Annotated in this window: 14 protein-coding genes and 1 tRNA gene; 12 read left to right on the forward strand and 3 right to left on the reverse strand. The window is 64.7% G+C overall.

All coding sequences use genetic code 11. The features are described from left to right. The first annotated feature begins 455 nt into the window (after positions 1–455). Positions 456–3,341, forward strand: a complete 2,886-nt coding sequence (locus D580_RS15450) for a hypothetical protein (RefSeq protein WP_018954376.1) — start codon at positions 456–458, stop codon at positions 3,339–3,341. Positions 3,342–3,372: 31 nt separating this feature from the next. Here the strand turns inward: D580_RS15450 and D580_RS0110670 are convergent, their stop codons facing one another. After that, the gene (locus D580_RS0110670; RefSeq protein ID WP_018954377.1) at positions 3,373–4,482 is read right to left on the reverse strand and encodes a sensor domain-containing diguanylate cyclase; all 1,110 of its coding nucleotides are present in this window, start codon (positions 4,480–4,482) and stop codon (positions 3,373–3,375) included. Between the two features lie 170 nt (positions 4,483–4,652). Between D580_RS0110670 and D580_RS0110675 the strand changes: the two genes are divergently transcribed. Then, complete coding sequence (locus tag D580_RS0110675) at positions 4,653–5,111, forward strand: bacteriohemerythrin (protein ID WP_231363539.1); 459 nt, start codon at positions 4,653–4,655, stop codon at positions 5,109–5,111. 102 nt (positions 5,112–5,213) lie between these two features. Here D580_RS0110675 and D580_RS0110680 read toward each other — a convergent pair whose 3' ends face one another. Continuing rightward, on the reverse strand, positions 5,214–5,645 hold the full coding sequence (locus D580_RS0110680; RefSeq protein WP_018954379.1) for an Rrf2 family transcriptional regulator: 432 nt from the start codon (positions 5,643–5,645) through the stop codon (positions 5,214–5,216). A 40-nt stretch (positions 5,646–5,685) separates the two neighbouring features. Further along, on the reverse strand, positions 5,686–7,353 hold the full coding sequence (gene ettA, locus D580_RS0110685) for an energy-dependent translational throttle protein EttA (protein WP_026289907.1): 1,668 nt from the start codon (positions 7,351–7,353) through the stop codon (positions 5,686–5,688). 148 nt (positions 7,354–7,501) lie between these two features. Here ettA and D580_RS0110690 point away from each other — a divergent pair, with 148 nt between their 5' ends. The 10 genes from D580_RS0110690 to D580_RS0110735 all read left to right on the forward strand — a co-directional run bounded on the left by D580_RS0110690 (position 7,502) and on the right by D580_RS0110735 (position 16,184). Beyond that, positions 7,502–8,413 (forward strand): alpha/beta hydrolase, encoded by a 912-nt coding sequence (locus D580_RS0110690; protein WP_018954381.1) that lies wholly within the window; start codon positions 7,502–7,504, stop codon positions 8,411–8,413. A gap of 158 nt (positions 8,414–8,571) precedes the next feature. Continuing rightward, a tRNA-Val gene (locus tag D580_RS0110695) sits at positions 8,572–8,648 on the forward strand. A 121-nt stretch (positions 8,649–8,769) separates the two neighbouring features. Further along, complete coding sequence (gene thrS, locus D580_RS0110700) at positions 8,770–10,701, forward strand: threonine--tRNA ligase (RefSeq protein ID WP_018954382.1); 1,932 nt, start codon at positions 8,770–8,772, stop codon at positions 10,699–10,701. Positions 10,702–10,704: 3 nt separating this feature from the next. Beyond that, positions 10,705–11,220 carry a translation initiation factor IF-3 gene (infC, locus tag D580_RS0110705; protein ID WP_081434259.1) on the forward strand — a complete coding sequence of 172 codons (516 nt, stop codon included), beginning with the start codon at positions 10,705–10,707 and terminating at the stop codon, positions 11,218–11,220. A gap of 112 nt (positions 11,221–11,332) precedes the next feature. Beyond that, on the forward strand, positions 11,333–11,530 hold the full coding sequence (gene rpmI, locus D580_RS0110710; protein ID WP_018954384.1) for a 50S ribosomal protein L35: 198 nt from the start codon (positions 11,333–11,335) through the stop codon (positions 11,528–11,530). 12 nt (positions 11,531–11,542) lie between these two features. Then, positions 11,543–11,902: a 50S ribosomal protein L20 gene (rplT, locus tag D580_RS0110715; protein WP_018954385.1), complete on the forward strand. Its 360-nt coding sequence runs from the start codon at positions 11,543–11,545 to the stop codon at positions 11,900–11,902. A gap of 111 nt (positions 11,903–12,013) precedes the next feature. After that, positions 12,014–13,033: a phenylalanine--tRNA ligase subunit alpha gene (pheS, locus tag D580_RS0110720; protein ID WP_018954386.1), complete on the forward strand. Its 1,020-nt coding sequence runs from the start codon at positions 12,014–12,016 to the stop codon at positions 13,031–13,033. Positions 13,034–13,173: 140 nt separating this feature from the next. After that, complete coding sequence (gene pheT, locus D580_RS0110725; protein ID WP_018954387.1) at positions 13,174–15,543, forward strand: phenylalanine--tRNA ligase subunit beta; 2,370 nt, start codon at positions 13,174–13,176, stop codon at positions 15,541–15,543. Positions 15,544–15,547: 4 nt separating this feature from the next. Next, positions 15,548–15,847, forward strand: a complete 300-nt coding sequence (ihfA, locus tag D580_RS0110730; protein ID WP_012638023.1) for an integration host factor subunit alpha — start codon at positions 15,548–15,550, stop codon at positions 15,845–15,847. Beyond that, on the forward strand, positions 15,828–16,184 hold the full coding sequence (locus D580_RS0110735) for a MerR family transcriptional regulator (RefSeq protein WP_012638024.1): 357 nt from the start codon (positions 15,828–15,830) through the stop codon (positions 16,182–16,184). The genes ihfA and D580_RS0110735 overlap by 20 nt, the downstream gene beginning before the upstream one ends. The last annotated feature ends 70 nt before the right edge of the window (positions 16,185–16,254 follow it).

A 16,254-nucleotide genomic window follows, 5' to 3' on the forward strand; every position in this document is an offset into this window, starting at 1 on the left:
ATACCTATCACAGTCATCATCGGTCCTTTCCCATTCGGGGGGTGGTTGAGTCACAATAAGCACCGGTTCCCCGACCTCGCGCTTTTTGCGGCTTCGACCTTGTAATGCAAAGTCCAGCTTGGCTGGCTTTTGGATACTCCACGAAGTCAGCAATGAGGCGGGGAGCCGCTCTACGTACGAGGTCAGACAAACGCTGCCTCCAGGTCGGGACGGCTTACCCGGTGTCCGGCTGATAACCTATCAAACCAGACCTGCTCAACATACAAGGTCGGGCTTTAGCCCGACAGCAGAGTGTCCCGGAGCCAAATGGGCCTCGGGCTGAAGCCCGACCTACGGGTGAGAGCGGTGGAACCCTGTTCCTGCTGGACGAACCCACCACCGGCCTGCACTTCGAGGACATCGCCCGGCTGCTCAAGGCCCTGCGGCGCCTGCAGGCGGAGGGTCATTCCCTGATCGTGATCGAGCACAACCTGGACGTGATCCGCGCCGCGGACTGGCTCATCGACCTCGGCCCCGAGGGCGGCGACGGTGGCGGTGAGATCGTCTGCGAGGGCACGCCGGCGCAGGTGATGAAGCACCCCGGTTCCCATACCGGCGCGGCCCTGCGTGCCAAGGCGGCCGGTCGCATCGCAGAGTCCTCGGCAGCGTCTCATCGCAGAGCAGCGAAGAGGGTCCCCGCCGAGATCCGCATCAGCAATGCCCGGGAGCACAACCTCAAGGGCGTGGACATCCAAGTGCCCCGGGACCGCTTCACGGTGATCACCGGCGTGTCCGGCTCGGGCAAGAGCACCGTGGCCTTCGACATCCTGTTCAACGAGGGCCAGCGTCGCTACCTGGAATCCCTGAACGCCTACGCCCGCTCCCTGGTGCAGCCGGCCTCGCGCCCCGAGGTGGACGCGGTCACCGGCATCCCGCCCACGGTCGCCATCGAGCAGCGCACCAGCCGCGGAGGACACAAGAGCACCGTGGGCACCCTGACCGAGGTGCACCACTTCCTGCGCCTGCTGTACGTGAAACTGGGCACCCAGTATTGCCCGGACTGCGACGTGCCCATCGAGCCCCAGACCCCGGAGGCGATCCTGGCCGCGTTGCTCAAGCAGTGGAAGGGCCGGGAGGTGCACTTGCTGGCGCCCCTGGTCTCCGCGCGCAAGGGCTATTACACGGACCTGGCCCGCTGGGCCCGCAACCGGGGTTTCAGCCATCTGCGCGTGGACGGCGAGCTGATCCCCACGGACCCCTGGCCGCGCCTGGACCGCTACCGGGAACACGACATCGAACTGCCGGTGGCGAGTCTCAAGGTGATGCCCAAAGCGGAGGGTGCACTGCGCGAGGCCATCGCCCGGGGCTTGGATCTGGGCAAGGGCATGATCCGCGTCGCACCGATCTCGGGCCGCGCCGAGAAACTTTACTCCACGGAACGGGCCTGCCCGTCCTGCGCCCGGTCCTTCGACGTGCCGGACCCGCGCCTGTTCTCCTACAACGCCCGCCATGGCTGGTGCCGCACCTGTTTCGGCACCGGCGTGGTGCTGAAGGGCTTCGACGAGGCCCACAGCGGCGAGGAAGGGGAGTGGCTGGAAGAAGGCGAGTCGCGCCAGACCTGTCCCGCCTGCCACGGCCAGCGCCTGCGGCCCGAGGCCCTGGCGGTGCGTTTCCGGGAACGCTCCATCGGCGAGCTGTCGGCCCTGCCGGTGAAGGCGGCACGCGCCTGGTTCGAGAAACTCAAACCGAAGGCGCGGGAATCCGCCATCGCCCGGGACATCCTGCCCGAGATCCGCGGCCGGCTGGCCTTCCTGGAACAGGTGGGTCTTGGCTACCTGAGCCTGGACCGGGGCGCACCCACGCTCTCCGGCGGCGAGGCCCAGCGCATCCGCCTGGCGGCGCAGCTCGGCACCAACCTGCAGGGGGTCTGCTACATCCTGGACGAGCCCACCATCGGCCTGCACCCCCGGGACAACCGCATGCTGCTGGACACCCTGCATCGCCTGCAGGCGAAGGGCAACACCGTGGTGGTGGTGGAGCACGACGAGGACACCATCCGCAGCGCGGAACACGTCATCGATCTGGGCCCCGGCGCCGGGGAACGGGGCGGACGGCTGGTGGCCCAGGGCAGCGTGAAGCAGGTGATGAAGGCGGCCGAGTCCCTGACCGGCCGCTTCCTGGCCCATCCCCTGAAGCACCCGCTCATGGCGCGTCGGCCCACAAAAGCGGGCCAGGAACCGGCCCTGCACATCGAAGGGGCACGGCTCAATAACCTGCGCGGTGTGGATGTCTCCATTCCCCTCAATCGCCTGGTGTGTGTCACCGGGGTGTCCGGCTCCGGCAAGTCCACCCTGGTGCGGGAGGTGCTGTACCGGAACCTGGCGGAGCGGGTGGGCAGACGGGGGCGCAAACCGGCGCTCGAAGGCTGCGCCGCCCTGGAGGGCTGGCAGGACCTGGAGCGGGTGCTGGAGGTGGATCAGACCCCCATCGGGCGCACGCCGCGTTCCTGTCCCGCGACCTACGTGGGCGTGTTCGACCGCATCCGCAAGCTGTACGCCGAGACACCCGAGGCGCGCCTCAGGGGCTGGAACGCCTCGCGCTTTTCCTTCAACACACCCGGCGGACGCTGTGCCGTGTGCGAGGGCCAGGGGGTGCGGCGCATCGAGATGAGCTTCCTGCCCGATGTGGTGGTGCCCTGCGAGGCCTGCGGCGGCGGGCGCTACGGCCGGGAGACCCTGGAGGCGCGCTTCAAGGACCGCTCCATCGCCGATGTGCTGAACATGAGCGTGGACGAGGCCGTGCCGTTTTTCACCGCCCACCCGGCGATCCACCACGCCCTGCAATTGCTCCAGGACGTGGGCCTGGGTTACCTGCGGCTGGGGCAGCCCAGCCCGACCCTCTCCGGTGGCGAGGCCCAGCGCATGAAGCTTGTGACGGAGCTTTCAAGAAGCGGTAAGACCTTCGCCAACACCGTAGGTCGGGCTTCAGCCCGACAGCCCGAGGCTTGTTCAGGCATCGCAAGTCGGGCTGAAGCCCGACCTACGGCACGACCTTCGGGCCAGGCACGCTCACGCGGCAGTCTCTACATCCTGGACGAGCCCACCGTGGGCCTGCACATGGCCGACGTGGAGAAGCTCATCCGCGTGCTGCACCGGCTGGTGGAGGCGGGGCACTCGGTGATCGTCATCGAGCACAACCTGGACGTGATCGCCGAGGCCGACTGGATCATCGACATGGGGCCCGAGGGGGGCGACGGCGGCGGGCGCGTGGCGGGGCAGGGCACGCCGGAGAGCATGGCGCGCCGCAAATCACATACCGGGCGTATGCTGGGAGCGTTTCTGGAGGGTCGTAGCGGGGTGTGACGCAGGCTGGTGAGCGCTGGCCGGGCGACCTTCAGGTCTCCAGCGGGAGCATGCCCTGCTCCGGCGCCAGGTCGACCCGGCGAATGCCCGGGCAGTCATCCCGGCCCTTGGACTGGTAGAGGGCCGCATCCACCCGGGGCAGGATCTCGTCCAGATTGTGGCCATGGAGCGGGGCCTCGCCCATGGCAAGGGTGGTGCCGAAATCCAGCCCGTTGTCGCTGGCGTAGGCGCGCACCCGTACCTGGATGCGCTCCGCCACCGCATGCGCCTCGTCCAGGGTGGTGTCCGGCAGCAGCATCACGAATTCATCCCCGCCCAGACGCGCCGCTACGTCCGTCGATCGCAGGGACTCGCGGAGGATATTGGCGAAATCCTGCAGGACTTCATCGCCACGGGCATGGCCGAGGCTGTCGTTGATGGACTTGAAGCGGTCCAGGTCGGCAAGCATGACCACCACGGAGCCGCCCTGGCGCTCGATCAGCTCGAACAGGTAATCGGAACACTCGTGCAGTGCACGCCGGTTCATCAGCCCGGTCAGCGTGTCCAGGCGGCTGCGTTCCTCCAGCTGGGCGCGGCCCTGCTCGATGCGGTTCATGAGCAGGTAGCTGTAGACCAGGATGCTGGCGCCGAACAGGTTCAGGAACAGCAGGCCGGGTGTGAATTCCTGCACGCTGCCCATGTAGCGCAGGGTGAACACCAGCATGAGTGCTCCGAAGCTGACCGCCAGGGCCTCGGCGAACATGTGCATGCCGTAGCGCATGCCGTTGCCCAGCACCACCATGATGTAGACCAGCATGGAGGGGGGCAGGGTGTAGGGATCGTTGAGCACGGCCACGGAGACGATGGTGATGTCCATCCACATGGCGATGCGATAGCGCGCCGGGCAATGGTGCTGGCGCCAGGCATGGATGACGACGCCGGCGTGGAGGATGAAATAGAGGGCAAAGGCCGCGTTGAGCTGCGCCAGGCTCATCCAGGCGGGCTCGATATCCTCCACCAGGTTGAAGAAGGCCAGCCCGAGGAACCAGAACAGGTAGCGGGTAATAAACTGGACCTTCTGTTCGGCCCAGCTGGGGTTGCCACGGGGTGGCGTGATGGGCTGGACACGGCGGTCCCCGCGCCGGCGATCCGCCGCGCGCAAGTCACTGTTCCCCGCCGATTTTGAACCCTTCCCCACCCTGGATAACGTCCTGTGCAAGCCCTGTTTCCGTAGCCCTTGTCCGGCCAACGCTCAACACTACCTCTAAACACCCGCCCGGACAATCCACCGGGGATCGTCTGGCGGGCCCTGTCGTGCTATGGTTCTGCCCCATGAACCAGGATCAACGGGGACACGCCATGAGCCATGAGGCCGAGCACGACAAGACGCCGGAAATGGCGGTCGACTTCATGCAGGACGATCACGAGGAGGCTCATCGCCTGCTGGATCGCATCGTCGAGAGCCTGGCGGCCAGCACCGGCAATGAAAGCCCGGGCCTGCGCAAGGATCTGAGGAATTTCATCGAGCACACCCGTGCCCACTTCAACCGGGAAGAGTCGCTCATGAAAGAGATCGACTTCCCGCCGTTCCCCGTGCACAAGCAGGAACACGACCTGCGCCTGGAAGAACTGGTCAGCTGTCTGGATGACCTGGACGCCGGCGCCGTCGGCCTCGATGACGTCCGGGAACTGTTCATGGGCCGCTTCCTGCCCTGGTACCGCCGCCACTGCGCCACCATGGACCAGGCCACGGCCAACTTCGCCGAGGCACATCAGAAAGCCAAGGAGTAGGTGCTGCGCGTGAGGCGATAGGGGTAAGGCGTAAATCCGGTCGACTCTCATTACATAAAAACTGCATCCTTGCCACTTGCCACTTGCCACTTGCCACTTGCCTCACGCCTCACGAAGCAGCTTCATCGCCAGCGCCTTTTCCTTTTTCACCACCAGTTCCGCGAGTGTCACCCGGTCAAGGGTGGCCATGAAGGCATCCCGCGCATCGTTGAGCGCCCCTTTGAGTCTGCAGTCCGGCAGGATCACGCACATGGGCGTGCTGCAGTTGATGATCTCGAGGTTTTCCTCCATGTCCCTGACCACGTCACCGATGCGGATCTCCGCAGGCGGACGGGCCAGGCGCATACCGCCGTGCTTGCCCCGGTAGGTCAGGATGTGGCCGTGTCCGGCCAGTTCGTGGACCACCTTCACCAGGTGATGGCGTGAGATGTCGTAGGCATCGGCGATATCCGTGATGCGGCTCAGGCGGTCGGGATTGACCGCAAGATAAATGAGCACGCGCAGCGCGTAGTCGGTGTGACGGGTCAGTTGCATGACATTGCCTGCTCAGGCGATGGCCTCGGTCCGCTGCGGGCTAGTGCTCCAGGCGCCGGTACTTGATCCGGTGCGGGGTGTCCGCGTCGCTGCCCAGGCGCTTGTGGCGGTCGGTCTCGTACTCGGTGTAGTTGCCGTCGAAGAACACCACGTTGCCGTCGTCCTCGAAGGCGAGGATGTGGGTGGCGATGCGGTCCAGGAACCAGCGGTCATGGGAGATGACCACCGCCGAGCCGGGGAAGTCCAGCAGGGCCTCTTCCAGGGCGCGCAGGGTCTCCACGTCCAGGTCGTTGGTGGGCTCGTCGAGCAGCAGCAGGTTGCCGCCGCTCTGCAGCAGCTTGGCCAGGTGCACCCGGTTGCGTTCACCGCCGGAGAGCTCCTTCATGAGCTTCTGCTGGTCGGAGCCCTTGAAGTTGAAGCGCCCCACGTAGGCCCGGGACGGCATCTGGTAGCTGCCCACCTGGATGATGTCCTGGCCATTGGAGATCTCCTCCCACACGGACTTCTCGTCCGCCAGGTGATCGCGGCTCTGGTCCACGTAGGCCACCTGCACGGTGTCGCCGATGCGGATGTTGCCGTTGTCGGGTTTCTCCTGGCCCACGATCATGCGGAACAGGGTGGATTTGCCCACGCCGTTGGGGCCGATCACCCCGAGGATGCCGCCCCGGGGAATGGCGAAGGACAGGTTTTCGTACAGCAGGCGGTCGCCGTAGGACTTGGAGATCCCGTCCACCTCCACCACCACGTCGCCCAGGCGGGGACCCGGCGGGATGTAGATCTCCTTGGTCTCGCTGCGCTTCTGGTAGTCGGCGGAGGAGAGTTCCTCGAAGCGCTTGAGTCGCGCCTTGCTCTTGGTGCCCCGGCCCTTGGGATTGGAGCGCACCCATTCCAGCTCCGCCTCCATGGTCTTGCGCCGTGCGCTTTCCTGCTTCTCCTCCATCTCCAGGCGCTTCTCCTTCTGCTCCAGCCAGGAGGAGTAGTTGCCTTCCCAGGGGATGCCGTGGCCGCGGTCCAGCTCCAGGATCCAGCCGGCCACGTTGTCCAGGAAGTAACGGTCGTGGGTCACGGCCACCACGGTGCCGGGGAATTCCTGCAGGAAGCGCTCCAGCCAGGCCACGGACTCGGCGTCCAGGTGGTTAGTGGGTTCGTCCAGGATCAGCATGTCAGGGTTGGACAGCAGCAGCTTGCACAGGGCCACCCGGCGGCGCTCACCGCCGGAGAGCTTGGTGACGTCCGCCTCCCAGGGGGGCAGGCGCAGGGCGTCGGCGGCCACCTCCAGCTTGCGGTCCAGGTCCCAGGCGCCGGCCGCGTCGATCTTGTCCTGCAGCTCGGCCTGTTCGGCCAGCAGGGCGTCGAAATCCGCGTCCGGGTTGGCGAATTCCTCGGCAATGGCGTTGAAGCGGTCCACCAGGGCCTTGGTCTCGCCCACGCCGTCCTCCACGTTGCCGCGCACATCCTTGCTGGGGTCCAGCTGCGGCTCCTGGGGCAGGTAGCCGATCCGGATGCCGGGCTGGGGGCGTGCCTCGCCCACGTAGTCCTTGTCCACCCCGGCCATGATGCGCAGCAGGGTGGACTTGCCGGCGCCGTTGTAGCCCAGCACGCCGATCTTGGCGCCGGGGAAGAAGTTCAGGGAGATGTTCTTGAGAATCTCCTTTTTCGGCGGGACGACCTTGCCCACACCGCTCATGGTGAAAATGTATTGAGCCATGGATACCTTGAGGAAATCGGGAACGTTTGTGAATTTACGGACTCGTAATGGGCGGGCATTATCCGGCAAAGCCCACGATGCTTTCCAGTCGGCGCCTTTTCAAGGGGCCGGCGCACAATAAAAACCGCAATACCAAAGGAGATTCACCGTGAACACCCAGATGATGCACAAATCCCTCATGACCCTGGCGGGCCTGGCCCTGCTGGCCGCGGGTCCCCTGCAGGCCGCGGAGCGGGTGGAACTGGAGATGGGCGGGCTCACCCACATCGCCCACCTGGAGATGGCCCCGGGCAAGTCCCTGGAAGACGGGGTGATCCTGATGCTTCACGGCACCATGGCCCATGGCCGCATGGAGATCATGGAGGCCCTGCAGAACCAGATGGCCGAGCGGGGCTACAACAGCCTGTCCATCAACCTGAGTCTGGGGATGGACGCGAGGGAGGGCATGATGGACTGCGCCGCCCCCCACAAGCATCGTCACGAGGATGCCCTGGCCGAGCTGGATGCCTGGATGGGCTGGCTGAAGGCGCAGGGCGCAGGCCAGGTGGCCCTGATGGCCCATTCCCGGGGTGCGGCACAGATGGCCTGGTATGCGGCCGAGCACAATCCGGAAGGTGTGGAGAAGATCGTGCTGGTGGCGCCGGCCACCTCCGATCATGCCAAGACCGCCCGTGAATACGAGTCCCGCTACGGCGTGCCCCTGGCCCAGGTCTACGAGCAGGCGGTGGAACTGCAGCGCATGGGCCAGCCTGAGACCCTGATCGAGGGCATCGGCTTTCTGTACTGCGCCGACGCCAGCGCCAGCGCCGCCACCGTGGCCTCCTACTATGCCGACAATCCCAACTTCGACACCCCGACCCTGCTGCCGAGGCTGAGTCAGCAGGTGCTGGTGATCGCCGGCAGCGAGGACACCGCCGTGCCCGACCTGCCCGAGCGCATGGCGGCCCTGGAAGGCCAGGCGAACATCCACTTCGGCATGGTGGACGGCGCCGACCACTTCTTCCGGGATTTCTTCGCTGACGACGTGGCCGACAAGGCGGCCGAGTTCATCGGCTGGTGAGGAAAGGCCTGGTCCGCGAATGAACGCAAAGAACGCAAATGATTCCTGTTGATCAGGTCTTGATTTGCGTTGATTCGCGTTCATTTGCGGACCCCGGCCGTTTCGTTTGATGCGTTGTCGGGAACGGCGGGCGGTGGTATGATGCGCCCTTCCAACGCAGGCGCGTAGCTCAGCTGGTTAGAGCACCACCTTGACATGGTGGGGGTCGTTGGTTCGAGTCCAATCGCGCCTACCAGATGCAGTGCAGGCTGCAAGTGACAGTTCTCCGGGATCCCCGGCACGGCTGATCCACTTGCAGCCTTTCTTGACCACCAACAGCGCACGACCCTTCGTACCGGCCGGCGCAGGAGAAGACCATGCCCCTCATTACCCTCCCCGATGGCAGCGAACGCCGTTTCGATGCCCCTGTCACCGTGCGCGACGTGGCCGCCGACATCGGCGCCGGTCTCGCCAAGGCCGCCCTGGCGGGCCGGGTCAACGGCAGGCTGGTGGACACCAGCCACCTGATCGAGGACGACGCGAACCTCGCCATCATCACCGACCGTGACCCGGAAGGCCTGGAGGTCATCCGCCATTCCACCGCCCACCTGCTGGCCCAGGCGGTCAAGGACCTGTTCCCCTCCGCCCAGGTGACCATCGGCCCGGTGATCGACAACGGGTTCTATTATGACTTCGCCTTCGAGCGCCCCTTTCATCCGGACGACCTGGAGAAGATCGAGGCCCGCATGAAGGAGCTGGCCAAGGCGGACCTGCCCGTGTTCCGCTCGGTCATGGACCGGGACGAGGCGGTGGATTTCTTCCGGAATCAGGGCGAGGAGTACAAGGCGCAGATCATCGCCGACATCCCGGCCGGCGAGACCATCTCCCTGTACAAACAGGGCGAATTCATCGACCTGTGCCGCGGTCCCCACGTGCCCAGCACCGGCAAGCTCAAGGCCTTCAAGCTCACCAAGGTGGCCGGCGCCTACTGGCGGGGCGACTCCAGCAATGAGATGCTGCAGCGCATCTACGGCACGGCCTGGGCTAACAAGCAGCAGCTGGACGACTATCTGCACCGCCTGGCCGAGGCTGAGCGGAGGGATCACCGGCGCATCGGCACCGAGCTGAACCTGTTCTCCATCCAGGAGGATGCCGGCGGCGGCCTGGTGTTCTGGCACCCCAAGGGCGCCCGCATCCGCCGCGCCATCGAGCAGTTCTGGTTCGATATGCACGAGCGGGCCGGCTACCAGTTCCTGTACACCCCGCACATCGCCAACCTGGACCTGTGGAAGACCTCGGGGCACGCGGATTTCTACTCGGAATCCATGTACGAGCCCATGGAGGACGACCACCAGGCCTTCCAGCTCAAGCCCATGAACTGCCCGTTCCATGTGCTGGTGTACAAGGACCGGCTGCATTCCTACCGGGACCTGCCGCTGCGCTGGGCGGAGATGGGCACCGTGTACCGCCGGGAGATGTCCGGCGCCCTGCATGGCCTGATGCGGGTGCGCGGTTTCACCCAGGACGACGCCCACATCTTCTGCCGCGAGGATCAGATCGAGGCGGAGATCCTGCGTATTCTCGATCTCACCCTGGAGGTGTTGCAGGCCTTCGGCTTCGACGACTTCGAGGTCAATCTCTCCACCCGCCCGGACAAGGCGGTGGGCTCCGACCAGATCTGGGAGCACGCCACGGCGGCCCTGAAGGCGGCCCTGGAGAAGAAGGGTCTGGCCTACTCGGTGGACGAGGGCGGCGGCGCCTTCTACGGCCCCAAGATCGACATCAAGATCCGCGACGCCATCGGCCGGGAATGGCAGTGCTCCACGGTGCAACTGGACTTCAACCTGCCCGAGCGCTTCGAGATGGAGTACGTGGCGGAGGACAACAGCCGGCGCCGACCGATCATGATCCACCGGGCCCTGCTGGGCTCCGTGGAGCGTTTCTTCGGGGTGCTCATCGAGCACTACGCCGGGTCCTTCCCCCTCTGGCTGGCGCCGGTCCAGGTCCAGGTGCTCACCATCACCGATCGGCAGGACGATTATGCCCGGGAAGTGGCCGACAGGCTGCGAAACCGGGGCATCCGGGCCGACGCGGACTTGAGAAACGAGAAAATCGGCTTTAAAATCCGCGAGCATACGCTTCAACGCGTCCCTTATCTGCTGGTCCTGGGTGACCGGGAGATGGAGACGAATACCGTGGCCGTGCGCACGCGCAGCGGCGAGGACCTCGGCAGCATGGATCTAAACCAGCTGTCCGAACGCCTCGCCGGTGAGATCGCGAGCCGCGGCCGCTCTCATTTGGAGGATTAAAGTATCAGCGCTGGAAAAGAGACTCGCCTCAACGAACAGATCGCCGTCCCCAAAGTCCGTCTGATCGACAAGGACGGGGAAAACGTGGGGATCGTGTCCATCGACGAGGCACTGCGGATTGCCGAAGAGGCCGAACTCGACCTGGTGGAAATCTCGCCCAATGCGGAGCCACCGGTCTGCCGTGTCATGGACTACGGCAAGTTCAAGTTCGAGCTGAGCAAGAAGGCCCAGCAGGCGAAGAAGAACCAGAAGCAGATACAAATCAAGGAAGTGAAGTTCCGGCCCGGAACCGACGAGGGTGATTATCAGGTCAAGCTCCGCAACCTGACCCGATTCATCAACGACGGAGACAAGGCCAAGGTCACCATCCGTTTCCGGGGTCGCGAAATGCGTCACCAGGAACTGGGCGGCAAGCTCCTGGACCGCATCGAGGCGGACCTGAGCGAAATCGCCACCGTCGAGCAGCGGCCCAAGATGGAAGGCCGTCAGATGGTGATGGTGTTTACGCCCAAGAAGTAGGGCGCGTCAGTCAGAATTACACAGCCCGCGATCGGCGCCAGGGCGGCCGACGGGGGATTTCAGCGACCCAGGCGGGGCACGACCCCAGGCCTGTATTTTTAGGAGAGCAAACATGCCCAAGATCAAGACCAACCGGGGCGCCGCCAAGCGGTTCAAGCCCACCGGTTCGGGCGGGTTCAAGCGAGCCCAGTCCCACCGGCGTCACATCCTGACCAAGAAGAGCACCAAGCGTAAGCGCCATCTTCGCTCCACCGGCATGGTTGCCGAGTGTGATGTGGCATCCGTACGCCAGATGCTTCCCCACGTTTAAGGAGACGCCACCATGCCACGAGTCAAGAGAGGCGTTACCGCCCACGCCCGCCACAAGAAGGTCCTGAAGAAGGCCAAGGGTTATTACGGCGCGCGCAAGAATGTCTACCGCGTTGCGGTCCAGGCCGTCACCAAGGCCGGCCAGTATGCCTACCGTGACCGCCGTCAGCGCAAGCGTCAGTTCCGCGCCCTGTGGATCGTGCGTATCAATGCCGCGGCCCGTCAGTTCGGTCTGTCCTACAGCCGCATGATGGACGGTCTGCACAAGGCCAACGTGGAGATCGACCGCAAGGTGCTGGCCGATCTGGCCGTGCACGACATCACCGCTTTTGGGCAGATTGCCGAAAAGGCCAAGGCTGCCCTGGCGGCGTAAGCACCGCACGCGCGATTGACCGGCGCCCGATCACGGGCGCCGGTGAATGCTCGAAAGGGGGAAAGGCCTGGCCTTTCCCCCTTTTTGTTTTCAACCCGACGGAGACTCGCCGTGGAGCAACTCCAGAATCTGATCCGCGATGCCCTCAAGGCCATCGAAGGCGCCACCGACACCCAGGCCCTGGACGCCCTGCGGGTGCAGTACCTGGGCAAAAAGGGTGTGCTCACCGAGCAGCTCAAGGCGCTCGGCAAGTTGCCGCCGGAGGAACGCCCGGCAGCGGGCCAGGCCATCAACCGGGCCAAGGAGACGGTCAACGAGGCGCTTGCCGCGCGTCTCGAGGCCCTGAGGGCCTCCGAGCAGGAGGCCCGGCTGGCCTCCGAATCGGTGGATGTGACCCTGCCGGGACGGCGCCAGGCCGTGGGCGGCCTGCATCCCGTGACCCGGACCATCGAACGCATCACCGACCTGCTGGGCCAGCTGGGATTTCAGGTGGCGGAAGGTCCAGAGGTGGAGGACGACTACCACAACTTCGAGGCCCTCAATATCCCGGCCCATCACCCGGCGCGGGCCATGCACGATACCTTCTACTTCGACGCCAACCGACTGCTGCGCACCCATACCTCGCCGGTGCAGGTGCGGGTCATGGAGCAGGGCAGGCCGCCGTTCCGCGTGATCGCGCCGGGGCGCGTCTATCGCTGCGATTCCGACCTGACCCACAGCCCCATGTTTCACCAGGTGGAGGGGCTGCTGGTGGACGAGGGGGTCACCTTCGCCCATCTGCGCGGCGTGCTGGACGCCTTCCTGCAGGCCTTTTTCGAGCAGTCGGAACTCAAGACCCGCTTCCGGCCCTCCTATTTTCCCTTCACCGAGCCCTCCGCCGAGGTGGACATCCAGTGCGTGCACTGCGGCGGCGATGGGTGTCGCGTGTGCAGCCACACGGGCTGGCTGGAGGTGATGGGCTGCGGCATGGTGCACCCCAATGTCTTCGCCCACGTGGGCATCGACAGCGAGCGCTACACCGGCTTTGCCTTCGGCCTAGGCGTGGAGCGCATGGCCATGCTGCGCTATGGCGTGAATGACCTGCGGCTGTTCTTCGAGAACGACGTGCGCTTCCTGCGGCAATTTGCGTGAGGGCATAAAGACCTTTTTGACAGGATTAACATGATTAACAGGATTATTAAAAACACTTTTCAATTGATTGTTTTTCATAATTAATCTTGTAAATCATGTTAATCCTGTCGATTTTGATTTCCCGGAATGAGCGATAAGGCATGAGAATCAGCAATCAGTGGCTTCTGGAGTGGGTGGATCATGGGCTGAGCCCCGAGGAGCTGGGTCACCGGCTCACCATGGCCGGTCTGGAACTGGACGCCCTGGAAGCGGCGGCGGGCGAGTTTTCCGGTGTGGTGGTGGGCCATGTGCTCAAGGTTGAACCCCATCCGGACGCGGACAAGCTGCGGGTCTGCCAAGTGGAGGACGGCTCCGGCTCTCCGGTCCAGGTGGTCTGTGGTGCCCCCAACGTGGTCGAGGGCATGAAGGTGCCCTTTGCCCGGGTCGGCGCCGTTCTGCCAGGTGAGTTCAAGATCAAGAAGGCCAAGCTGCGCGGCGTGGAGTCCTTCGGCATGCTCTGCTCCGCCAGGGAACTGGGTCTCGCGGAGACCAGCGAGGGGCTCATGCCGCTGCCCGCGGACCTGGCCGCCGGGACCGATGTGCGCGAGGCCCTGGGACTGAATGACACGATTCTGGAAGTGGATCTGACCCCCAACCGGGCGGACTGCCTGTGCATGGCCGGTATCGCCCGGGAAGTGGCGGCGTTGACCGGCAAGCCTCTGTGCATGCCCGAAATTTCGCCGGTGGGCGCCGACGTGGATGAGCGCTTCCCGGTGAGCATCGAGGCCGCCGCTGATTGCCCCCTGTATCACGGCCGCGTGGTGCGTGGCGTGAATCCGGGCGCTGAAACGCCGCTGTGGATGCGCGAGAAGCTGCGAAGGGCGGGTATCCGCAGCCTCGGCCCGCTGGTGGATGTGACCAACTACGTGATGCTGGAACTGGGTCAGCCCATGCATGCCTTTGACCTGGCACGCCTGGAGGGCGGCATCGTGGTGCGCCGGGCGCATAAGGGTGAGCAGCTGACCCTGCTGGACGGCCAGGAGATCAGGCTCTCGGAGGCGGACCTGGTGATCGCCGATCAGGCCAAGGTGCTGGCCCTGGCCGGCATCATGGGCGGGGAGGCCAGCGGCGTGGGGGATGAGACCCGTGACGTGTTCCTGGAAAGTGCCCATTTCGCCCCCATGGCCATCGCCGGCCGGGCACGGCACCATGGCCTGCACACCGATTCTTCCCACCGCTTCGAGCGCGGCGTGGATCCGGCCCTGCCGAGCCGTGCCCTGCAGCGGGCCACGGCCCTGCTGTGCCAGATCGCCGGCGGACAGCCGGGTCCGGTGGTGGAAGCGCGGGGCGCTCCTGTCGAGGAGACCGCACCCATCATGCTGCGTGCCTCGCGCATCGGCCGGGTGCTGGGCGCCCGGATCGAGGACTCAGAGGTGACCCGTCTGCTTACTGCCCTGGGTTGTCAGGTGGAGCCCATGGCCGGAGTCTGGCGGGTCACGCCCCCCAGTTTTCGCTTCGACCTGTCCATCGAGGTGGACCTGATCGAGGAGGTGGCCCGGGTGCATGGCTATGACCGGTTGCCCGCAGAGGTGCCGCCGCTGAGCCCGGAGCTAGGTGGAGTCGATGAGGCGCGCCTGCCCCTGTCCCGGATTCGCCACCTCATGGCGGACCTGGGCTATCAGGAGGCCATTACCTACAGCTTTGTGGATCCGCAGCTGGAGGCCCTGTTCTCCCCTGATTCCCGCCCCCTGGCCCTGGCCAACCCGATCTCCTCGGAACTGGCAGTGATGCGTTCCACCCTATGGCCCGGCCTGGTGAAGGCCCTCAAGTACAACCTCAATCGCCAACAGGAGCGGGTACGCCTGTTCGAGACCGGCCTGAGCTTTGTCTCCCAGGGTGATGATCTCAAACAGCATCCCATGATTGCCGCCGTGGCCACCGGGGCCCGCTGGCCGCTGCAGTGGGCCGAGCCTTCCAGGGCCATGGATTTCTTCGATCTCAAGGGTGACGTGGAGAGTCTGTTGAGCCTGGCGGGCGGGGACGTGAGCTTTGAATCGGCCCGTCATCCCGCCCTGCACCCGGGCCAGTCTGCCCGGGTGTGGGTGGGCGGCGAACCCTGTGGCTGGCTGGGTGCCCTGCATCCGTCCCTGGTTTCCCGCCTCGATCTGGACCAGGATGTCTATGTCATGGAGCTCAGCCTGGATGCGATCAGGCAGGGTTCTGTGCCTAAATTCACCGAACAGTCCAAATTTCCGGCGATCCGGCGCGATCTTGCCGTGGTGGTTGATCAGGGCTGTCCGGTGTCCCGTATCGAGGCGGCGATCCGGGATCTGGCCATTTCATCGCTCAGGGAAGTGGTTGTATTTGACGTATATACGGGCAAAGGCGTACCCGATGGTCGAAAAAGTCTCGCTTTGGGATTGATTCTACAGGAGTTATCGCGCACTCTTACCGATCAGGAAGTGGATGCCGTGATGCAGGGCATCGTGAAAAAACTCGAACAGGATGTCGGAGCTACACTAAGGGCTTAAGCACATGGCGCTGACCAAAGCGGATATGTCGGAACGTCTCTTTGAGGAACTCGGCCTCAACAAGCGTGAGGCCAAGGAACTGGTGGAGATGTTTTTCGAAGAAGTCAGGATGGCGCTTGAACGTGGGGAACAGGTGAAGCTGTCGGGTTTCGGCAACTTCACCCTGCGCGATAAAAATCAGCGGCCTGGCCGCAATCCGAAGACCGGTGAGGAAATCCCCATCTCGGCACGCCGAGTGGTGACCTTCCGTCCGGGACAAAAACTCAAGGCGCGGGTTGAAGCATATGTTGGAAGCGGGGAATAACAGCGAATTACCGGTCATTCCAGGTAAGCGCTATTTCACCATCGGGGAGGTCAGCGAGCTGTGCGGGGTCAAGCCCCACGTGCTTCGCTATTGGGAGCAGGAGTTTCCTTCACTGCGCCCCGTCAAGCGCCGCGGGAATCGCCGCTATTACCAGCGCCATGACGTCATCCTGATCCGTCAGATCCGCAGCCTGCTCTATGAGCAGGGTTACACCATCGGCGGTGCCCGCCAGAAGCTGGCCGGTCAGGATGCCCAGGAAGACACCTCCCAGAGCCAGCAGATCATTCGCCAGATGCGCCTGGAGCTGGAAGAGATCCTCAAGCTTCTCAAGCGCTGAGAGCGCCCGAGCGGCGCCTGGATATGCCGCTCAGGGATACTCGTCCGTGTTCGCACATTCATAATCCGGA

It is taken from the genome of Thioalkalivibrio sulfidiphilus (assembly GCF_000377945.1).
In the GTDB taxonomy this organism is placed as follows: Bacteria; Pseudomonadota; Gammaproteobacteria; order Ectothiorhodospirales; family Ectothiorhodospiraceae; genus Thioalkalivibrio_A; species Thioalkalivibrio_A sulfidiphilus_A.